Source organism: Shewanella sp. SR1 (assembly GCF_020447145.1).
In the GTDB taxonomy this organism is placed as follows: Bacteria; Pseudomonadota; Gammaproteobacteria; order Enterobacterales; family Shewanellaceae; genus Shewanella; species Shewanella baltica.
In genome coordinates this window covers 1-3,576 of record NZ_JAJAEF010000054.1, presented here as the reverse complement: position 1 = coordinate 3,576, position 3,576 = coordinate 1, and the positions used below count along the sequence as shown (strand labels likewise).

The 3,576-nt window shown below is 42.9% G+C and carries 2 protein-coding genes; both read right to left on the bottom strand.

What is annotated here, in order from left to right; all coding sequences use genetic code 11:
* Positions 1-485: 485 nt before the first annotated feature.
* On the bottom strand, positions 486-1,895 hold the full coding sequence (locus KV201_RS22275; protein WP_226060643.1) for an ammonia-forming cytochrome c nitrite reductase subunit c552: 1,410 nt from the start codon (positions 1,893-1,895) through the stop codon (positions 486-488).
* Entirely contained in the window at positions 1,879-3,090 is a 1,212-nt protein-coding gene (locus KV201_RS22270; RefSeq protein ID WP_226060642.1) for an NnrS family protein, read from the bottom strand. Before KV201_RS22270 ends, KV201_RS22275 begins: the two co-directional genes overlap by 17 nt.
* Positions 3,091-3,576: the final 486 nt, after the last annotated feature.

Below are 3,576 nucleotides of genomic sequence, written 5' to 3'. Positions count from 1 at the left end.
AGGCGTTGAACAAACTCACTGGGCTAGGCATGCCTGAAACTTACCGTGTAGTTTAATATTCAAACGATTATGAGGAGCTTTGCTCGCTGAATCGATTTAGGAAACAAAGCCGACCGACAACACTGAATCCGGAAAAAGAGTCAGTTAAAGAAGTGGAAAAAAAGGCCGCTTAAAACGGTCGATGGTGACAACTAGCTTGAAAAACGCCGAAGTTGCTGTATCTGGCTTTACACCAGATTGCTAAAAAGTGGACAATGCCACTACGAGATTGGAAGCCTGCCATGAGGCAGTTTATGCTCATGTACAGCAACCGTGTGTCGTTATAATAAATAGCCTTTTATAGTCTCCAACTCTCATATTTTGAAGACGATGTGTCAGATCTAGTCTGAACTAATACATTAAAGGGCGTTTAGACAGCATGCTTAGACATTTAATTTTAGCCTGATGCTGAATTCCGAACGCCCTACTAGCAATACTAAATCTCACTAATAACCATATTGACTAACTGGTTGCCAGTGTTTCTTAACATCATTCTCAATAAACTTTTGTTTTTCTTTAATTAAATCAGTCTCAACTAACCCTATTGCTTGATGGGCCTTTTCCTTAGTACTGATATCTGGATAGCTAACTTGAGTAACGTTAAGTTGCTTCAATATTCCAGCGAGCAGATGACGTGCTTCGTTCGCTTGTTCAATGGCTTTATCTAAAAGCTGCTTACCTTCTTGTGGATTATGTGCATACAAACCATGTGAAGACATGGCAAAGTCCCAGCGCCACTGACTGTGTCGTATCGCCATAATGGGCTCATTCATATTATCCCATTTAGCACCGGCATCCCATGCTGCTTTGGCTTCGTAATGAGCCTTGACGAGTAAAGCTTCCACTTCGCGGGCTTTTGTTTCAATAGTTAACTTATTCGCCGCGAGTTTAGTTTCGATTTTGGTTTTGCTGCTATGGCAGCCGCTGCAGCTACTATCAAAGTGCGGTAAGGCCTTATCAACTTTATGGCTCGTAAATTCAACACCTTTTGCATCCTGCTGGGTAGGCATATGACAGGTAATGCAAGTGACACCGACTTCGGCATGTTTACTGCGACTCCAGTGTTCAAACTCAGGATGACGTGCTTTGAGTATGGGCGTTTTCGAAAGAGGATGGATCCATTCGAAGAAGCGGCGAGTGTCATAGTATTTTTCAATATCATCAGCGGTATTGCCAAATATCCAGGGAATGTTGACAACATTACTTTTTTCCGGACGGAAATAGTAAGTGACATGACATTGACCACAAACCTGCGCACCTTGCATATTAATATCTTGTTTATCGAATGGCAGATGAATTTTAGCCATCGCATCTTGCGCATGAGGGCGAGGTAAGGCTAATTTATGAGTGCCAGATTCATGGCAGTCACTGCAATACACTACGCTTTGGATCTCTTTGCCCAGATCGGTAAAGTTTTTAGCGGAGTATCCTTCAAATCCCAGTTGTTCAATCAATCTAGGGGCATCCGGTGTCTTGCAGGTCCAACAACTGGCGGATAACCCATTCTCTCCTGCTTTAGGTGGCGTACCCGTACGTAAAGTATGCGTCACATCGGCAACGGCAAAATGGTGTCCACGTGGGCTATGGTACTCTTTGGCATAGGAAGATCCTGCCCAGAGTATGATGCTGGCGGGATAATTGGCGAGCATATCCTCGCGTTCAACTTGTTCAGAGGTGGCTTGCCAAGATTGATATTGGTTAGGATATTTTTGTTGATTGCTAGTATCGGAAGCCGCTACAGATGTACATGTAGTGATGACGAACAAGCAAATCAATTTTAGCAATGTAACTGTTTTAAAATAAGTTTTCACTTTGTAACCTTTTGTCATAACATCAATATTAACCTGGGCGCCCATCAATACGAGGGCGAGAGAGTATTGGCAAATAGTGCCATACAAACAGTGCAAATGCCATAAACCAGCAAGTGCCAGCCAACCATAACCATACTTGGGAATGGGCCGGAAACCAGATGGGCATCAATGCCCTGAGCAGTGCCGCTAATGGTAGGCAGATAAATGCTAAGATCATTTTCGGGCCTTCATAAATATTTCGACTTGTGTGCCCGAGTGACACTCTGGAGATCATCGAAAGACACAGGGTAGCCATACAACCAATAGCAAATAGGTGAAGCAGGCTGCGATAGGCATATTCATTATCGAGATACCAACTCATGGCTAACAGGCTAAGTGGCAACATTAAATAGGCAAGATGCAAGGACCACAGCATAGGTTCCGTCAGTGTTTTATGGGGTAACCAGCGTACAAATCGGACTAGATGCAAGAGCCCTGTAATGAGTAGTAAGCCTCGCTCGACTTCCTGAGGTATAAGGTGGATGAGTGATTGAATGACGAGCAAGATCATCGTCAGGATCAGCGGGTATTCAACCCAAGTTAAGGGATCTGCTTTAGTGGCCTTAATGCGCATCGCGGTAAAGAATGGAATGACACGCCCACCAACTATGGTGATAAGTAAGGCTAACCACCATAACATGGCCTGCCAAATTTGATTGGCAAGGATGAAGTCGCGTTCAAATAAAGCGTAATAGCTGACATTGTTAATCACGAGTGCTGCAAACAACATAATCGGAAAACCAATATTGCGCCATTGCTTCACCTTATAAATGCAGCGCCATAGGGTAAGGCTTGCCATACCAAGGAACAATGAATCAAATAATGCCGGCAAAATTAGTGGAACTTGAATAGGGAGTAACAGTAATAATCGTGCCAGCAACCAGCAACTAAAGGTCAACGCAAGTGGCCATCCCTTTAATGTGGGTTGATTTGTCCAATTTTGAACCGCAGTAAGTAAAAAACCACAGACAATTGCGATTGCAAAACCGAACAACATTTCATGTGGATGCCACCATAGGGGCAATACTTTACTCCAAAAAGATGAAGGAAAAAAACTATATTGAGGAGTAAACCAAGTTAGTAACCACAAAGGGATATATAACGCAGCTAATATTGCTCCCCCAAGAAAAAAAGGTCTAAAGCCTAGTCGCCATAACGCATGAGTTCGTTCGGTTTGTGTAGGATCATCAATATTTAGCATAGTTTTCACCCTAGTTGCAGACGACAGATAAGACGCATTGGGAAGTTCTGGAGATATTGAACTAATGCCATGTGGCCAAGCATCATTGTTCGTGTGTTTCTCTCTAAATTTAGAGGAACACACGCCCTTGAGGGAGTGTCCCTCAAGGGTAAGTTGTTTATAACTGTGTTATTTATTAGGTTGTTTGTTTTTATCTTGCCTGATGGCGAAACAACCTACTGCTACGAGCATTAAAGTCGCAACAGAAAAACCAGCTAATGAATACAAAATAAACGTTTCAGGTGACACTATGTAGTTACTTATAAGGATGTCCTTACCTTAGATTTTAGCATTTGATTCAATTTCGAGCAATTAACAGTGTTCAAGGCGACCCACCAATCTTAGGTATGCCTTTTCCTAAAAGGGTTCCTGGTATTAATTGACCCTCTGGCGAATAGGCATACCCAGTCCTATGACTTTGTTCATCACTTTCACACCAGCCAGTGC

Excerpts from the sequence above, each read along its gene's own strand:
- KV201_RS22275 (WP_226060643.1), bottom strand. The coding sequence starts at position 1,895 with ATGGGCGCCCAGGTTAATATTGATGTTATGACAAAAGGTTACAAAGTG.
- KV201_RS22270 (WP_226060642.1), bottom strand. The coding sequence starts at position 3,090 with ATGCTAAATATTGATGATCCTACACAAACCGAACGAACTCATGCGTTA.